This window comes from Pelotomaculum sp. FP (genome assembly GCF_004369245.1).
In the GTDB taxonomy this organism is placed as follows: domain Bacteria; phylum Bacillota; class Desulfotomaculia; order Desulfotomaculales; family Pelotomaculaceae; genus Pelotomaculum_C; species Pelotomaculum_C schinkii.
Genome location: NZ_QFGB01000044.1, coordinates 20,964 through 34,554, shown reverse-complemented (window position 1 = coordinate 34,554; position 13,591 = coordinate 20,964). Strand labels below are relative to the sequence as shown.

General features: G+C 45.0%; 11 protein-coding genes and 1 pseudogene. 5 read left to right on the top strand and 7 right to left on the bottom strand.

Annotated elements, in window-relative coordinates; all coding sequences use genetic code 11:
- Positions 1 to 145: 145 nt before the first annotated feature.
- Entirely contained in the window at positions 146 to 1,489 is a 1,344-nt protein-coding gene (locus Psfp_RS15325; protein WP_134219415.1) for a hemolysin family protein, read from the bottom strand.
- Between the two features lie 391 nt (positions 1,490 to 1,880).
- Positions 1,881 to 2,387 carry a GNAT family N-acetyltransferase gene (locus Psfp_RS15320; protein WP_243120705.1) on the bottom strand — a complete coding sequence of 169 codons (507 nt, stop codon included), beginning with the start codon at positions 2,385 to 2,387 and terminating at the stop codon, positions 1,881 to 1,883.
- Between the two features lie 179 nt (positions 2,388 to 2,566).
- On the opposite strand from Psfp_RS15320, the gene Psfp_RS15315 reads away from it, so the two are divergent.
- The 5 genes and pseudogenes from Psfp_RS15315 to Psfp_RS15295 all read left to right on the top strand — a co-directional run bounded on the left by Psfp_RS15315 (position 2,567) and on the right by Psfp_RS15295 (position 7,640).
- Positions 2,567 to 2,767 (top strand): DUF255 domain-containing protein, encoded by a 201-nt coding sequence (locus Psfp_RS15315; RefSeq protein WP_205079598.1) that lies wholly within the window; start codon positions 2,567 to 2,569, stop codon positions 2,765 to 2,767.
- A gap of 271 nt (positions 2,768 to 3,038) precedes the next feature.
- Positions 3,039 to 3,941, top strand: coding sequence for a site-specific DNA-methyltransferase (locus tag Psfp_RS15310; protein WP_134219414.1), 903 nt, complete (start codon positions 3,039 to 3,041; stop codon positions 3,939 to 3,941).
- A complete protein-coding gene (locus Psfp_RS15305) occupies positions 3,931 to 4,902 on the top strand; it encodes an XcyI family restriction endonuclease (RefSeq protein WP_134219413.1) in 972 nt (323 codons plus the stop codon). Before Psfp_RS15310 ends, Psfp_RS15305 begins: the two co-directional genes overlap by 11 nt.
- A 374-nt stretch (positions 4,903 to 5,276) precedes the next feature.
- Positions 5,277 to 7,370, top strand: a pseudogene (locus Psfp_RS15300) (thioredoxin domain-containing protein).
- Positions 7,371 to 7,433: 63 nt separating this feature from the next.
- Positions 7,434 to 7,640 (top strand): hypothetical protein, encoded by a 207-nt coding sequence (locus Psfp_RS15295; RefSeq protein WP_134219412.1) that lies wholly within the window; start codon positions 7,434 to 7,436, stop codon positions 7,638 to 7,640.
- A 432-nt stretch (positions 7,641 to 8,072) separates the two neighbouring features.
- On the opposite strand, the gene Psfp_RS15290 is transcribed toward Psfp_RS15295, so the two are convergent.
- From Psfp_RS15290 to saoB, 5 genes are all read right to left on the bottom strand, one after another.
- Positions 8,073 to 10,154, bottom strand: a complete 2,082-nt coding sequence (locus Psfp_RS15290; protein ID WP_134219411.1) for a molybdopterin-dependent oxidoreductase — start codon at positions 10,152 to 10,154, stop codon at positions 8,073 to 8,075.
- Between the two features lie 498 nt (positions 10,155 to 10,652).
- On the bottom strand, positions 10,653 to 10,985 hold the full coding sequence (gene saoD / locus Psfp_RS15285) for a DsrE-related protein SaoD (protein ID WP_134219410.1): 333 nt from the start codon (positions 10,983 to 10,985) through the stop codon (positions 10,653 to 10,655).
- A 98-nt stretch (positions 10,986 to 11,083) separates the two neighbouring features.
- Positions 11,084 to 11,878, bottom strand: a complete 795-nt coding sequence (gene saoA, locus Psfp_RS15280; protein WP_134219409.1) for an ABC transporter ATP-binding protein SaoA — start codon at positions 11,876 to 11,878, stop codon at positions 11,084 to 11,086.
- Positions 11,878 to 12,708 carry an ABC transporter permease subunit SaoP gene (gene saoP / locus Psfp_RS15270; protein ID WP_243120704.1) on the bottom strand — a complete coding sequence of 277 codons (831 nt, stop codon included), beginning with the start codon at positions 12,706 to 12,708 and terminating at the stop codon, positions 11,878 to 11,880. The genes saoA and saoP overlap by 1 nt, the downstream gene beginning before the upstream one ends.
- Positions 12,654 to 13,457 (bottom strand): ABC transporter substrate-binding (seleno)protein SaoB, encoded by an 804-nt coding sequence (gene saoB, locus Psfp_RS15265; RefSeq protein ID WP_134219406.1) that lies wholly within the window; start codon positions 13,455 to 13,457, stop codon positions 12,654 to 12,656. The genes saoP and saoB overlap by 55 nt, the downstream gene beginning before the upstream one ends.
- Between the last annotated feature and the right edge of the window lie 134 nt (positions 13,458 to 13,591).

The following is a 13,591-nucleotide window of genomic DNA, read 5'->3' as shown; positions in this document are numbered from 1 at the left end:
TTTTTACGTTTTGTCAAGTGTTTTTCTGAAATTTCTCCAATTTTTTAACGAAAAAAAGCAGGGTACCTTTTGATACTCTGCTCTTTTGTGCTGCGGGTATGGCCTTGGCCTTATCTTAATGACATTGGGCTAAAGCCCGGAGTTTTTATGATGCGGTAAGTTTGTCCTCACACAGGTTTTTGTTTAATATATTTAAACGAATGAGGTGAATGCGTAGGCCCCGCATTTCGGCTATCTCCAAATGGTGCTCCGGCAGTTCCACCACATCACCTACACGGGGACGCTTGCCCAGTTTTCCAAAAACAAAGCCCCCCAGGGTATCGTATTCTTCCTCTTCATCCACCTTTAAGCAGAACATTTCCGATGCCTCCTCCAGAAGCATCCGGCCGTCCACAATAAATGTGCCTTCCTTTTCCGTTGTCACCTGGGGAGATTCCTGGTCAAACTCGTCTTGAATTTCTCCAACCAGTTCTTCTAGTACATTCTCCATTGTAATAATACCGCTGGTACCGCCGTACTCATCTACAACCAGCGCCATATGCTGGTGATTTTGTTGAAATTCCCTGAGCATGCGATCCAGAGGAAGACCCTCGGGCACCATCATGATATTGCGTTCCACCTGGTCAATACTGGACCCGGCTGGCAGTTTAAACAGGTCCTTAATGTGTACCAGCCCCACCACATGGTCACTGTCCCCGTCTATCAGTGGGAAGCGGGTGTGCTCTGTCTTACGGGCAATTTCCAGGTTTTCCTCCAGGGGCTTTCTCTTGTCCAGAAAAACAACTTCTGGACGAGGTAACATAACCTCCCTGGCTACCCGTCTTTCAAACTCAAATACGTTCTGGAGCAAACGCCATTCATTCTTGTCTAAATGCCCGCCTTTATAACTTTCGGATACTAGCATCTGTAGTTCCTCTTCACTGTGGCTTTCCTCGTGCTCACTGGCCGGTTGAATCCCCAGCAGCCGCAAAATTCGGTTGGCTGTACCGTTAAATACAACAATCCCAGGGTAAAAGGGATAAAAAAACATCCGCATGAGACCGGCCAACCACAGGGTGATATTTTCTGCTCGCTGAATTGCCAGCGACTTGGGCACCAATTCACCAAATACCACATGTAAAAAAGTGACCAGTATAAAGGCAACTATAAAGGAGATGGAATGCACTGCCGTCGGCGCTGTCACCCCTATGGCATGCAGCAGGGGTTCCAAAAGTTTTGCTGCCACCGGTTCGCCCAGCCAGCCCAAGCCCAGGCTGGACAGGGTAATACCCAGTTGACAAACTGAAAGATAAGCATCAATGTTTTCGACACAAATCCTGGCACTTTTGGCACGCGGGTTCCCCTCCGCCACCAGTTGGGCCAACCGGGTGGGCCTTACCTTAACAAATGAAAATTCTGCTGCCACAAAGAGGCCGTTCAAAAAGACCAGAAATAGTGCCAGGAAGATTTTCAGCGCCAAAAATAGACTGAATGACGTGTCGTCACCCATAATGATGGGACCACTCTCCTTTATTATTAAATACCAGAGCGGGAGTACCCCACTATAGTCAATATTTATTCTAGCAAATTGACGAATATTAATAAAACCAAAATAAAGCTGCTATTCAACCACCACAGGGGTTATGTCATTGTATTTCAAGCTTAACCAACAAAGAGAGTTGTTTTTCTTTAACATGCTATGACTGTCTGGCTGTATGTCTTACTTATCATAAAAGAATTAATCTATACTCCGTAGTATCCAGTATGCGCCTGAAGATGACTTACGGCAGTACGTAAAATATTACTTCAACGAAGAATTAGTAATGAGATTGTAAATTACCTAAAATGATTACGTTTCAAATGAATGTTGCGAGACATCCAGTAGCTAAATTTGTAAATCTTTACGCATAATACAATCTGTTTGTTCTTCTTCTCCCATAAAAAAAGGAATGTTGGCCGATTACATAAAATCCATTCTTCTTATAAAATAAAATAGCTTTATCGTTTTTTCCCCAGACACCAAGCCAGATGTACGATGTTTTTCGTATACTTGCCATGTCAATTGCCTTATTCAATAAGATGCTTCCCAAGCTTCTACCTTGAAATTGTTTTGTCACATATATTCTTTCAATTTCTATGGATTGTGGGTCATTGATATCAGTTTGTGCTGCGTATTCATTCAATTTATAGTAACCTGCCAATTCTTCATCGGCATATAGAAAATAAAATAATGAACTGCTGTTTAACAGTTCATCACGTAGTTTATTAATATCAAAAGCCTTTTCCAGATAGGCTTTCATGTTAGATGGAGTATTCATATGTCTGAAGGTTTCATTATATGTTTTGTAAGGAAATTCACGAAGTATATAAACATTATCTAACGTACATTCTCTGATAGTAAGTTTCATTTATTTGCGTTCCTCCAATTTTTCACAGAATAAATTACGCAATATAAAACCAATGTTCATTTACATCAGTTGGATTATACAATATTTAACACATAGTATAAAGAATATGATGGATAATAATTGAAAATAATTTATAAAGGAATTATGGATAATTTAAGTTAACAAGGAGGTGACGCCCGATGACGACGAATAACAAGCCCAATAGATTGGCACAGGAGAAGTCGCCGTATCTGTTGCAGCACGCCTACAATCCGGTGGACTGGTATCCGTGGGGTGAGGAGGCCTTTGAAAAAGCGAGAACAGAAGATAAATCGATATTTCTCAGTATCGGCTATGCTACCTGTCACTGGTGCCATGTTAATAAAAATACCCAAATATAAAATAATATGAATATAAAGTTGTCTCAAAAATCATTGCTAATCGTACATGTGTTTGCTATAATTAAGGCAAATACATGTTCGGCATGATAAGAATGGCGCAGCAAGAAACGATGAACATACTGAAATTTAAAGAAAAATTTCCCAGCGAGGAAGCCTGTCGAAAACATATGAGGATGACCAATAAGTTCTTGTCTTCCTCCCTAGCTAGTCATAAAATATATACAGTTATTATTTCCATTCTATCAGAATACTCAGAATATAGGGTGATGCAATGAGGGTCATTAAATCTTTAGATTTCGCAACATTTCAAATACTAGAATCTTGCATAATCTTAGGGGATGCATTGGAGATCCTTAGATTTATCCCTGATAAAACTGTTCAGTGTACAGTGTGCTCTCCTCCATACTGGGGACTTCGTGACTATGGAATTCCGAACCAAATCGGGGCAGAAGATATACTGGATAATTATGTGAATCATCTCGTATCAATATTTAGAGAGGTTCACAGGGTACTCAAAGACGATGGATTATTGTGGCTCAATATCGGAGACTCGTATACCAGTGGTAATAGAAAATATCGTGCCCCAGACAAAAAAACTGACAACAAAACAAATGTTAGGGCGATGGCTTACCGACCTGATACACCTGAAGGTTTAAAACCTAAAGATTTGGTTGGTGTACCTTGGCGAGTTGCCTTTGCCCTTCAATCTGACGGATGGTACCTAAGAAGTGATATAATATGGAATAAGCCAAACTGTATGCCAGAGAGCGTGAAAGATAGACCGACAAAATGCCATGAATATATTTTCCTTTTAAGCAAATCAGAAAAGTATTATTATGATTATCAAGCCATCAGAGAAAAAGCTGACAATCATGAATATCGAAATAAGAGGACAGTATGGAATGTAAATACCCAACCTTTTAAGGATGCTCACTTTGCGACATTCCCACCGGAATTGATTATCCCCTGCATAAAAAGTGGCAGTAGAGTTCATGATTTAGTACTCGACCCCTTCTTTGGCTCTGGAACAGTAGGTGTTGTTTGCGAGGATTTGAGCCGCAGATATATCGGAATCGAGATAAATCCAGAATATATTGATATGGCAACACAAAGAATCAATTCCCATAGACTCGAATTCGAAAAGGAAGAAGGCTTAAAGTTAAATGAAGTTTAGAACACCACTTCCAGACACACAAATTAGTTTTTACCAGCGCTTGGAAAAGCTTAAGCAAAGCACTCTCCAAGAAGCATTATTTGAAACGGTGAAAAATGCTGATATCGGAAAAATAGACGAAGACCTAAAAAATTATGTCAAAAATAATGATTTACAATTATTGGCTAAACATGGAATAAGAGGGGAAGTAATGTTTATGGTTCCTTACATACTTGAAATGAACCCTCGTCTAATTGGATATTATAGACTTTTATTAGGTTTCCCACAAAAATCATTCTATACAGGGGAGCGAGGTCTTGGTTTTGGTGTCTTTAGTGGTATGGAATTTAAAGGCATAATTACTAAAACTCAACAACCTTTGTTGGTGGAATTAGTTAAAGCCCTAAATACAAGTGCTTCATTACTATTGAACTCAATTAGTAAATCCGCAATATCAAGTAGTCTTTTCCGAGACTTAACATTATTAACCCTCGGTCCCCAACTGAGGGGAGGGCGAAACAATGACCTTGGAACAGCGGCAACAAAGATGGTCTTTGAAATTATAAGAGATATCGTTGACGAAGCGATTATCTTATCTTCAGAGGACAAAATTGTTCTAAAAAATGCGGCAGGAAGGGAGACAAGCATAGAGTTTTCTTCAGACCCAGATATTATCATTAGGGAAAAACTTAAATCTGGAAAATACCGGAACTGGATTGCCATTGAGATTAAAGGAGGCACAGATGCCGCAAATTCACATAACCGTTTGGGAGAAGCGGAAAAAAGCCACCAAAAGGCAAAGCAGGTTGGATATACTGAATGTTGGACGCTAATAGGGTTTCAAGTAGATTTAACAATTGCCAGCAGTGAATCACCAACAACGGATAAGTTTTACTATATACCTAATCTTGTCGCTAAAGATAGTGTGGATTATGCCGACTTCAAAGAAAATATAATCGCGTTGACTGGTATATCAGATTAGGGGTGAATAGCATTATGATGTTTTAGCATATGACAGTAGTTGAAATCAATAGAAATATAAAGAAGAGCCAGAGGGACTATCAAAACATAATTTTTCTTGTAATTGATATTTATATAAATGGGAAAAGAAAGATTGAATAAAAAAGAAATACAAGCTAAAGTAAAACTATTGGGAGGATTTAATTAACCCTCCCAATAGTTTGTTTCTATACTACGATATTGATTAAGATCAAATCACTTCTAGAAGTATTAAAAGTCAAGGTCAGTTATGTCCTACGATGGGTAATTATTTGTTAATTATTTCATAATATACTTAAAATGGTTTTGGTGTAGACTACCCATAATATTGCAGTAAATCAACAAGGAGGTGATGCCATGACAACGACAAAAATACCCAATAGATTAGCCAGTGAAAAGTCCCCTTACCTTCTGCAACATGCTAACAACCCCGTAAATTGGTACCCTTGGGGTGATGAGGCGTTTGCCAAAGCCGAGGTAGAAGATAAACCGATTTTCTTATCTATTGGGTATAGCTGACACCGTTGTTATTGATGTACATGCCATTGGTGCCATGTAATGGAAAGAGAGTCCTTTGAGGACGAAGAGGTCGCTGAGATCCTTAACAAGGAGTATGTTGCAATAAAAGTGGACCGGGAGGAGCGGCCGGATATTGACCATATCTATATGACGGTCTGCCAGGCCATGACCGGGCATGGAGGGTGGCCGCTGACGGTATTGATGACCCCTGAGAAGAAGCCTTTTTTTGCGGGGACCTATTTCCCCAAAAAGTCTGGCCGGGGGATGCCGGGGTTGGTGGATATTCTGACCCGGGTAGCTGAAAGCTGGGAGCAGCAGCGGGATAGGGTGATCAAAGCCGGGGAAGAGGTGGTTGGCGCGATTCAGCCACGCTTTGACGCTGTCCCGGAAGGCGAGGTCGGCGCGGATGTCCTGGACAGGGCTTTTAAGATACTGCGGGGTATATTTGACCGGCAGTACGGCGGCTTTGGCCGGGCGCCGAAGTTTCCCACGCCGCATACCCTCACCTTCCTTCTGCGCTACTGGAAGAGGAGCGGGGAGAAACAGGCCCTTTCCATGGTTGAAAAGACGCTGGAGTCCATGTACCGGGGGGGGATCTACGACCATATCGGTTATGGTTTCTCACGTTATGCGACAGACGAAAAGTGGTTGGTCCCGCATTTTGAAAAGATGCTCTACGATAATGCGCTGCTGGCCATAGCTTATACTGAGACCTACCAGGTGACAGGCAAGGAGCTTTACGCCGGGCTGGCCAAACAGATATTTACTTACGTCCTCAGGGATATGACCTCACCGGAAGGCGGGTTTTATTCTGCTGAGGACGCCGATTCCGAAGGGGAAGAAGGTAAGTTCTACGTCTGGAACCCCGAGGAAATCACGGCAGTGCTGGGTGACCAGGACGGGAAAGCTTTCTGCCGGCTTTATAACATTACCCCGGGTGGGAATTTTGAGGGCCGCAGCATTCCCAACCTTATCCTGGAAACTCCTGAAAAATTTGCGGTAGAATTAAAAATGGAGAAAGGGGAGTTCACATCCTACGTCGAAAATCTTCGCAGCAAGCTGTTTGAGGCCAGGGAGAGAAGGGTACACCCATATAAGGACGACAAAATACTGACTTCATGGAACGGGCTGATGATTGCCGCGCTGGCCAGGGGCGGCGCCGCGCTCGGGGAGCCCCTTTATACGCGCGCGGCGGTCCGTGCGGTTGATTTCATTTACAGGGAGTTGCGAAGGAGCGACGGCAGGCTTTTAGCCAGGTATCGTGACGGTGAGCCGGCCTTTCCCGCTTACCTGGACGACTATGCCTTTCTGATTTGGGGGTTGATGGAACTTTATGAAACGACCTTCGAAGCAGGCTATTTAAGGAAGGGAGTTGAACTGACCCGGGATACTCTCAAACTTTTTTGGGATGGTGAAAGCGGTGGATTCTTTTTCTACGGTGAAGATGCCGAGCAACTCATTGCCCGTCCCAAGGAACTTTACGACGGGGCAATCCCGTCAGGAAACTCGGTCATGTTGTTGAACCTGCTTCGCCTGGCGCGGCTGACAGGCGATGAAGAGCTGGCGGAAATAGCCGGGAAACAAATTAGTACTTTCGCCGGAGAAGTTGAGAAACACCCGCCGGGTTATACTTCATTTCTCCAGGGGGTGGATTTTTACCTGGGCCCAACGCGGGAAGTGGTTATTGCCGGGAGGCAGGATTCAGCCGATACAAAAGCGATGCTGAGCGCCGTCCATACCCAATACAACCCGCGGACTGTGATCGTTTTTCACCCGGAAGATGGGGCTGGTAAAGAAATAGAAGAACTGGCTCCTTTCGTGCGGGAACAGCGGCTCGCAGATGATAGGGCCACGGCATATGTCTGTCAAAATTACGCCTGCCAGTCCCCTGTTAATGATGTTGAGGCTTTTGTGGAGATTTTGAAAGGATGACAGGAATGAAACGTACGGCTTGGAAAAAGGATTTGCTGTCCTTGAAGATGGCGCAGGTGTGAAATGGCGGATAAAAGGAAACAGGCAAAAATATATGAGTTCCGCCCGCGAGAAGGCAGAAAGCTGAAAAGTGTCAAATACGTCTCGCCTGAGAAGAAGGAACTGCTTAGAGAGCGGAGGCAGGCTAAAAGGGACCGGCATAATTTTTATGTGGGAGTGGCGATCCTGCTTCTTCTGGTCGCCGCCCTAACCTATCTTAAAGTCAGTTAAAAAAAGAAACCCAATCCGCCCGTAATTTAACGGTTAACGGAAATGGGTTAATGGAGAGGAGGTTGAGCTTTAAAATACTATATCAATTTTTTTAGACTTTAGTGTGCCTAACCCGATCAGGTTTACTTTTTAGCTGCTCCATGGTCAACCGCTATAAAAATACCGCAGACCATTCGGTGTCTTATCGCTGAAAAACCAAGGATTTACCAATCTACCCATTTTTCAATCCTTCATGTGAAACCCTGTTGCGCATTTATTATTACATTATATAATAATATCCATTGTAGTAGTAATAAATTTTTCTTTTTTGCCAAAATATTTGATTCGTTTATTAATACGGGAATGCGGACAGCCTGGCTGACTTATTTTCGGCAAGGACATGGCAACGTACCGGCTGGTGAACTTCTGGAAAGAAAAAGAGGCTCCGCTTAGCTATTCCTTTTTGATGATCCTGGCAAGCATTGATCTGTCCGGAGGCAATCCGGTTACGGGGTCAAGAATGATATTGTCCGTCAATTCATTGGCATTTGCTTTTTCCCAGACATGCGGAATGCTAATCACTCTCGGGTCAATTTTATCGGTATATTTTACTTTCAACTCTATCCTCCCGCGTGGCGACGCAACTACAACAGTTTCTCCATCCTGCAGGTACAGCTCTTTGGCCTTCTCCCGGTGGACCTCAACCATGGGTTCCTGGTTTTGCATGTGAGAAACCGGCAGGTTTTGGCAACGAAAGCAGTGGTATGCGTCATTCCTTGCCCCGGTGGTCAAAACCAGCGGGTAGATTTCTGCAAGACATGTTAAAGATAAGGGGCTTTCAATGGGTTCTCTGTAGTTGGGAAGAGGTTCGTAACCGTGATCTTGAAGAACCTTCGAATATATCTCGACTTTTCCGGAAGGGGTGTCAAATCCCTTCCGTTCGTAGCTTTTTTCAGCCCACTCAGCATACTTAACACCTTCAGGCTTATCTTTTAGTTCTTCCAGAGTCAGGCCTGTTGGCTTCAGTCTGTAATTGAGCGCCTGCTCTTCCGTAAGCCATGGAAAATCCCTGCCGTAGCCCATTTTTTTGGCCAAAATATTCCAGAATTGCCAGTCCGTGAGCAATCCTTCTTCAGACAGTACTTTTGGGGCAAGACCCAGTCTTGGGCCGTCATTGGATATTAAAATCCGCCAGATCTCATTGCGGGATAAAAATGTGGCTGCCGGGAGGACCAAGTCGCCCAGTTGAGCCGTTTCGGTCATGAAATGGTCCATCACAGCCAGAAATTCGAGGTTGCCCAATGCTTTCCTGACCTCGCCTGTGTTAGGCCAGGTCAGTACAGGATCGCTTCCTGTCACGACCATACCTTTGATAGGATAGGGTTTACCTTCCAGAATAGATCTGGTATACAGGTTGGCCTGCGCCTGGTTGGTATACTTCTTAAACAGGGGGTAAGTATATTCTCCCACAGCCGGCTTTTTATCCAGGGACTGATTGTCAGCGGAGAGCGGGGATAGTTTAGCAACCGGCGGAAAAATAGCTCCCCCTGAAATGTCCAGGTTTCCGGTAATGGCCTGGAGAATGGCTATGGCACGGTTGGTCTGAAACCCGTTGGCCTGTAGTTCCGTGGCTATGCCGGTAGTAACGCAGGAAGGCGCCGACCCGGCATAAAGCCTTGCTGCAAGCGTGATTTTTGCCACTGAAACCCACGTTATTTCTGAGACTCTTTCCGGGGGATATTCCTTGATCAAATCACAGAGCTGGTCAAAACCGGTGGTCCAACGTTTGACAAAATCTTTGTTATACAGCTTTTCACGGATCACCACATGAAGCATACCCAGCGCAAGAGCTCCGTCGGTGCCCGGTCTTAGTTGCAGGTGAAAGTCAGCAGTTTTAGCCAGGGGGGTAGTGATGGGATCCACTACGATTAAATAAGCGCCTCTCCGGTGTACTTCGCTGACTTGCTTAGACAGGGGAGGACAGGCCCTGGTGGGATTATAACCCCAGAGCAGGATGCAGCTGCTGTTTCTATAATCTGAGACAGGTATAGCTCCATAAGTCAAAATATGGGCTAATCGTTTAGAATGGCTGCCGAGTGTGGAGAAATTGGGGGTGCCATATATATTGCAAAACCTCTCCACATAATGTGTGAATTCTTTACCCGCGCCGGCCTGTCCGACATGGACAGCCAGGGCTTGCGGGCCATACCTGTTTTTGATGGTCTTTAACCTTTCTGAGAGGAGATCAAAGGCCTCTTCCCAGGACAATTTTTGCCATTTCCCGTTCCTTGTTTTACTGAGAGGATATCTTAGTCTGTCCGGAGCGTTCAATAAGTCAATGATTGCTCTGCCCTTAAAGCATAGGTTTCCTTGACTATAAGGATCAGCCGGGTCGCCATCGACAGCAATAACCGAACCATTTTGTAAAGTCAGGGTCATCCCACAGCAACTGCCACAGATCCCGCAGACCGTACGGAGAGTTTGCAGTTCTGCCGTGTCCCCGGAAAGCGCACGGGGATTGCTTAGTTTACACATTTTCTTAATCCTTCTTAGTTGTGATCCTTTAAATATTACTACCTACATTATATAATAATATAATTTGTAGTAGGAATCAATTTTCATTATAGTGGCGCATATTAATAAAAGGAAGCTTTAAATTTAATTTATATGTGAATTCATGTAATTATTTAGGATAATACTATATAAATATAACCTGCATATTTACAGGTTCATGGTTTTCCCGGGATGTGTTTTGAATATTTGAAAAATAAGTAGCTTTTTATACATTTATGAAGAATCCTGTCAATCGTTGACTTTGCAAAGGTTAAACTTGGAGAGGACGCCGGTAGTTTTAGTAAAAAACATGAAGGAAAAAAAGCGGTTCCTGCTTTAGGAATCGCTTATAAGCTTCTTAATTGCTTTTTTTGCTAACCCTGGTCAGCAGAGATCTTTAAGGTGGAAATCCGGCTATTGGGTCAAGAGCTTCATTGTCGGTTTAAGCCGTGGTGCAAAAATTGCCCCTCCGGTTGAATATTATAGGGTTATGACCTGGTCAATCCCCGCGCCTCCCAGGGCCGCGTAAAGCTGAGGGAAACAACCTATTTTTGCGCCGGAGATCAGTTTGTTTTCAATACCGCGTTCAATGGCGCACTTGTCGCAAGCCATTAGGAGCATGCCGTTCTTTTCCTGTATTTGACGCAGCCTTTCGCCCATTTCGGTACCGTCTAAAAGAAAATAGGTGTTGTCCATGAAGAAAAACATGCCGGCCACCTCAGCTCCGTGCGTATCCCCTTCCAACTGAGGGATAATCATGTTGTCCAGGATCTTCTGCGAGGTGGTTGAAGAAAAAATATACGCTACTTTCATCGATAAAACCTCCTTGTTTTTTTTAAAGTATTATTCGATTGAAAAAGCATCTTTGCAACGATTAGAGCTTCAAAGGCATCAAGACAATAGTTTCTTACTTACGCCAGGCATAGCTTTCTTTGGGTTTCCGGTGACTCCGGCCGCTTGTTGATAGCAATCTTGAGGAGATCCATAAGGTGTTCTTTGGTCTTGATATATTCCCTGTCCTTCCGGTTCCGCGGGCGGGGCAGTTTGACGGACAAGTCTTCCAATACTTTTCCTTCCAGGGCAGACATCACGATCACTCTATCACTGAGATAGATGGCTTCATCGACATCATGCGTCACCATGATGACGGTCGTTTTATCCTTTAGCCACAAAGACTCCAGCTCTTCTTGAAGGTTTTGCCGCATTTGAAAATCAACCGCACCCAGTGGTTCGTCCATCAAGAGCACTTCCGGACTGCCGGCCAGCGCCCGGATGAAAGCAGTCCTTTGTTTCATGCCCCCTGAAAGCTGGTGCGGGTAAAGCTTTTCCTTGCCTTCGAGCTGGGCTATTGCCAGTAATCGCTGTAAGCGCTGTTCCTGTTCCTTGGAGGGCACTTTTTGCTGTTTCATCGGATAGAGGATATTGTCCCTTACCGTCATCCAGGGAAAGAGCGCGTAGTTCTGGAAAACAAACCCCCTGTCCGGACCAGGTTTCGTTACCTGGCTGCCGTTTAGCAGGATCCGCCCGCCGGAGGCCGCTTGGAACCCGGCCATGATTGTCAGCAGGGTGGTTTTTCCGCAGCCGGAAGGGCCCAGGAGGGTCACAAACTGGCCTTCCTGCACAGAAAAACTCAAATCCCTGAGAACTGTATGGACCTTATTGTCATTAGTAAAAACCTTGGAGACATTTTCAATTATCAATTCCATTACTGAACAAACCTCCATTTTGTAAGAGACCTGTTAAATAATTGAAGAATCCGGTCGATAGTGTACCCGATCAGGGCGGCCAGGATCATAAGGGCCACCAGTGTGTCGGTTTGCATTCTTGTCTGCGCTTCCACCATGGAGTAGCCGAAACCGGCACTCGTCGCTATGAATTCCGCTCATATGACCGACATCCAGCCCAGCCCGATGGCGACTCTGCCCCCAATCAGGATATCGGGCATGGAAGCGGGAACGATAATGTGGGCGAATATGCTCCAGGGCTTGGCGCCCATGCTGCGGGCAGCATTGTAATAATCCTTGGAGATGTTTTGCACGCCGGCAATAGTATTCATTACGATGGGGAAGGTTCCGGTAAAAGCAATTAAAAATACGGTGGGACCGTCGCCGAGGCCAAACCAGACGATGGTCAGCGGCACCCAGGCCATGATCGGGATCTGCCTGAGTGAATCGATCAAAGGGTCAAACAACTGCATGGCCGTTTTTGAGTAGCCCATCAGAAAGCCCAGCGGGATCCCTATCATCAGCGCATAAGCAAATCCTGTCAGAACCCTCCTTAAAGTAAGCAGGAGATTTTTGATGACGTCTGCGTCATGTACGACAGAGGTGAAGGTAATCATCGTTTTCAAAGGAGATGGCATCATAAATTCACTGTGGTAGTGGTTGGCGGCCAACTGCCAGATACCGAAAACCGCCGCAATAGTAATCAAGCGGTACAATATCTGTTTTTGGCCAAATGAGCCCATGACTTTTTCGCGTATTAACCGCGCATTTCTGGAATTGTAAATACGTGCTTTATCCCCAACCGGTTCCATTGGTTCACCTCCTCGCGTGAAAAGTCGATATTTTTGTATCTCCCGATCTCCTCAATCAGGATATCCGGGTTATTTAGTTCTTCAACCGACTGCTGAAACAAGTCAAGAAATTCCTGATAACGCGGGTCATCTTTAAAGCTATTGTTAACAACCAGTACGTAGGTGATGTGGCCTGCTTCCACGGGAGTCGCAGGCAGTTTATCTCCGGTCATGGTAAATCCCCTCAGCGCATCCACGACCACGCCGTCAACCGCGTTTTTCTCATAGGCGTAGGGAATGGCTGCCGGCAGCATAGGCGCTGTGGCGCACCCCTGGCCGAAAATATCAGCCACAATTTGTGTTTGGTGAGTGCGGTTCTGGGCAATCCCGATTTTTTGTGGAGTAAGCCCGGGTTTAACCACCACGATGTCCGAATTCATCAGACAAGGGCTGACGATTTCAAACCGGCCGTCTTTTTCCAGGAGGCTTTCAGCCGCGTCAGGGCACATGACGGCAAGGTCATACTGATTGCTGCTTAAGGCCCACTGGGAGGTGCTGGAGCAGCAATCCTTCACCGGGTACAGTTCAAAATCATGCTGCACCTCAGCATCCCCGTAGCCCTTTTCGTGCACCAGGTAGTGTATGATCATGCCGCCTGTGTCGTCAGGCGCACCTATTTTAACCTTCCCGTTGTCTCCTCCCCGCTGAGGGTACAAGAAGGCTGTCAGCAGCAGGACAGCTACCGCTGCTATGACAAATAATTTTTTCATAGCAGCCATTAGACGTCCATGCCCATGGTAGGGCGCCGGCATCTTTTGGGATTCGCCCTGTGAGTTAAATAAGCTGTACGGCTATTTTCAAGAAAAGGAAGCAAAAGAACCGTCCCCCTGCTTCCCACTGCTTC

Excerpts from the sequence above, each read along its gene's own strand:
- Psfp_RS15325 (WP_134219415.1), bottom strand. The coding sequence starts at position 1,489 with ATGGGTGACGACACGTCATTCAGTCTATTTTTGGCGCTGAAAATCTTC.
- Psfp_RS15320 (WP_243120705.1), bottom strand. The coding sequence starts at position 2,387 with ATGAAACTTACTATCAGAGAATGTACGTTAGATAATGTTTATATACTT.
- Psfp_RS15315 (WP_205079598.1), top strand. The coding sequence starts at position 2,567 with ATGACGACGAATAACAAGCCCAATAGATTGGCACAGGAGAAGTCGCCG.
- Psfp_RS15310 (WP_134219414.1), top strand. The coding sequence starts at position 3,039 with ATGAGGGTCATTAAATCTTTAGATTTCGCAACATTTCAAATACTAGAA.
- Psfp_RS15305 (WP_134219413.1), top strand. The coding sequence starts at position 3,931 with ATGAAGTTTAGAACACCACTTCCAGACACACAAATTAGTTTTTACCAG.
- Psfp_RS15295 (WP_134219412.1), top strand. The coding sequence starts at position 7,434 with ATGGCGGATAAAAGGAAACAGGCAAAAATATATGAGTTCCGCCCGCGA.
- Psfp_RS15290 (WP_134219411.1), bottom strand. The coding sequence starts at position 10,154 with ATGTGTAAACTAAGCAATCCCCGTGCGCTTTCCGGGGACACGGCAGAA.
- saoD (WP_134219410.1), bottom strand. The coding sequence starts at position 10,985 with ATGAAAGTAGCGTATATTTTTTCTTCAACCACCTCGCAGAAGATCCTG.
- saoA (WP_134219409.1), bottom strand. The coding sequence starts at position 11,878 with ATGGAATTGATAATTGAAAATGTCTCCAAGGTTTTTACTAATGACAAT.
- saoB (WP_134219406.1), bottom strand. The coding sequence starts at position 13,457 with ATGAAAAAATTATTTGTCATAGCAGCGGTAGCTGTCCTGCTGCTGACA.